9 tRNA genes and 3 rRNA genes (2 of these 12 only partly in view) are annotated in these 2,500 nt (G+C 49.9%); all 12 read left to right on the plus strand.

Annotated elements, in window-relative coordinates:
* Nucleotides 1-838 (plus strand): 23S ribosomal RNA (locus tag R4Z10_RS00425) (it extends 2,097 nt beyond the left edge of the window).
* A 147-nt stretch (nt 839-985) separates the two neighbouring features.
* Nucleotides 986-1,101 (plus strand): 5S ribosomal RNA (gene rrf / locus R4Z10_RS00430).
* A 12-nt stretch (nt 1,102-1,113) separates the two neighbouring features.
* A tRNA-Val gene (locus R4Z10_RS00435) sits at nt 1,114-1,189 on the plus strand.
* A 3-nt stretch (nt 1,190-1,192) separates the two neighbouring features.
* Nucleotides 1,193-1,265, plus strand: a tRNA-Thr gene (locus R4Z10_RS00440).
* 196 nt (nt 1,266-1,461) lie between these two features.
* Nucleotides 1,462-1,537, plus strand: a tRNA-Lys gene (locus tag R4Z10_RS00445).
* Nucleotides 1,538-1,542: 5 nt separating this feature from the next.
* Nucleotides 1,543-1,624, plus strand: a tRNA-Leu gene (locus tag R4Z10_RS00450).
* A gap of 13 nt (nt 1,625-1,637) precedes the next feature.
* Nucleotides 1,638-1,712 (plus strand) — tRNA-Gly (locus R4Z10_RS00455).
* 5 nt (nt 1,713-1,717) lie between these two features.
* Nucleotides 1,718-1,806, plus strand: a tRNA-Leu gene (locus tag R4Z10_RS00460).
* A gap of 21 nt (nt 1,807-1,827) precedes the next feature.
* A tRNA-Arg gene (locus R4Z10_RS00465) sits at nt 1,828-1,901 on the plus strand.
* A gap of 9 nt (nt 1,902-1,910) precedes the next feature.
* A tRNA-Pro gene (locus tag R4Z10_RS00470) sits at nt 1,911-1,987 on the plus strand.
* A gap of 25 nt (nt 1,988-2,012) precedes the next feature.
* Nucleotides 2,013-2,088 (plus strand) — tRNA-Ala (locus R4Z10_RS00475).
* 213 nt (nt 2,089-2,301) lie between these two features.
* Nucleotides 2,302-2,500, plus strand: a 16S ribosomal RNA gene (locus R4Z10_RS00480) (it continues 1,351 nt past the right edge of the window).

A 2,500-nucleotide genomic window follows, 5' to 3' on the forward strand; every position in this document is an offset into this window, starting at 1 on the left:
CCCCGTGGAGCTTTACTGTAGCCTGATATTGAATTTTGGTACAGCTTGTACAGGATAGGTAGGAGCCTTGGAAGCCGGAGCGCCAGCTTCGGTGGAGGCATCGGTGGGATACTACCCTGGCTGTATTGAAATTCTAACCCGCACCCGTGATCCGGGTGGGAGACAGTGTCAGGTGGGCAGTTTGACTGGGGCGGTCGCCTCCTAAAGAGTAACGGAGGCGCCCAAAGGTTCCCTCAGAATGGTTGGAAATCATTCGTAGAGTGTAAAGGCACAAGGGAGCTTGACTGCGAGACCTACAAGTCGAGCAGGGACGAAAGTCGGGCTTAGTGATCCGGTGGTTCCGCATGGAAGGGCCATCGCTCAACGGATAAAAGCTACCCCGGGGATAACAGGCTTATCTCCCCCAAGAGTCCACATCGACGGGGAGGTTTGGCACCTCGATGTCGGCTCATCGCATCCTGGGGCTGTAGTCGGTCCCAAGGGTTGGGCTGTTCGCCCATTAAAGCGGTACGCGAGCTGGGTTCAGAACGTCGTGAGACAGTTCGGTCCCTATCCGTCGTGGGCGTAGGAAATTTGAGAGGAGCTGTCCTTAGTACGAGAGGACCGGGATGGACGCACCGCTGGTGTACCAGTTGTTCTGCCAAGGGCATCGCTGGGTAGCTATGTGCGGAAGGGATAAGTGCTGAAAGCATCTAAGCATGAAGCCCCCCTCGAGATGAGATTTCCCATAGTGTTAAACTAGTAAGACCCCTGAAAGATGATCAGGTTGATAGGTTTGAGGTGGAAGCGTGGTGACACGTGGAGCTGACAAATACTAATCGGTCGAGGACTTAACCACAATTGAAAGAACACAGGCCAAATACGCTACATCCTGTAGCAACGCCTGCGTGACCCACATCCTGTGGGCCTTATATTGGCATAATTACTCATAATTTCTTTCTTCAACATTATCTAGTTTTGAGAGAACAATCTCTCAATTAAATAGTTTGGTGGCTATGGCGAGAAGGTCACACCCGTTCCCATCCCGAACACGGAAGTTAAGCTTCTCAGCGCCGATGGTAGTTGGGGTTTTACCCCTGTGAGAGTAGGACGTCGCCAAGCTTTTTAATTATTGGAGGATTAGCTCAGCTGGGAGAGCATCTGCCTTACAAGCAGAGGGTCGGCGGTTCGAGCCCGTCATCCTCCACCATATGCCGGCCTAGCTCAATTGGTAGAGCAACTGACTTGTAATCAGTAGGTTGGGGGTTCGAGTCCTCTGGCCGGCACTGTTATTCTCTTTTTTTTTAAAAAGCGGTCAAAATATGTTCAATAATTCACTATTTTCACCTAAAAATAAACGAGCCATTAGCTCGGTTGGTAGAGGATCGCACTCGATTCAAAGAATCTGCGATCTGCAACAAAAGCTACAAGCTTTTGGCGCACAAAAAGTGCTGTCTACCTTTAGGAATGAAATATTAGTAAGAGCCATTAGCTCAGTCGGTAGAGCATCTGACTTTTAATCAGAGGGTCGCAGGTTCGAATCCTGCATGGCTCACCATTTATGCGGGTGTGGCGGAATTGGCAGACGCACTAGACTTAGGATCTAGCGCCGTGAGGCGTGGGGGTTCGACTCCCTTCACCCGCACTTAGACTCATATGCGGAAGTAGTTCAGTGGTAGAACACCACCTTGCCAAGGTGGGGGTCGCGGGTTCGAATCCCGTCTTCCGCTCCAAATGTGCCGGGGTGGCGGAACTGGCAGACGCACAGGACTTAAAATCCTGCGGTAGGTGACTACCGTACCGGTTCGATTCCGGTTCTCGGCACCATTTAAAAAACAGTTATTATATGCGCCCGTAGCTCAATTGGATAGAGCGTCTGACTACGGATCAGAAGGTTATGGGTTCGACTCCTTTCGGGCGCGCTTATTTTGCGGGAAGTAGCTCAGCTTGGTAGAGCACTTGGTTTGGGACCAAGGGGTCGCAGGTTCGAATCCTGTCTTCCCGACCATGAATAATACAACAATATATATAACGGGGCCTTAGCTCAGCTGGGAGAGCGCCTGCTTTGCACGCAGGAGGTCAGCGGTTCGATCCCGCTAGGCTCCACCAAAAAATATATTGACAATTGATAAATGATTTGCTAATATGTAAAAACTGCTCGTTGAGCAGATCCATAATTGCTCTTTGAAAACTAAACAAACAAAACGTCAACGTTAATTCTAGTTACTATATGTAACAATAAAAGAACTTCGGTTTAGAGCGCCACAACCTGTGGCAACATCGAAGTCAGCACATTATTGTGCAAATGAGCTATCAAACACTTTATTGGAGAGTTTGATCCTGGCTCAGGACGAACGCTGGCGGCGTGCCTAATACATGCAAGTCGAGCGAACTAGCGGGAGCTTGCTCCCAAAAGTTAGCGGCGGACGGGTGAGTAACACGTGGGCAACCTGCCTGTAAGACTGGGATAACTTCGGGAAACCGGAGCTAATACCGGATAATTCTTATCAACTCATGTTGA

This window comes from Niallia sp. XMNu-256, from assembly GCF_036670015.1.
In the GTDB taxonomy this organism is placed as follows: domain Bacteria; phylum Bacillota; class Bacilli; order Bacillales; family Cytobacillaceae; genus Bacillus_BD.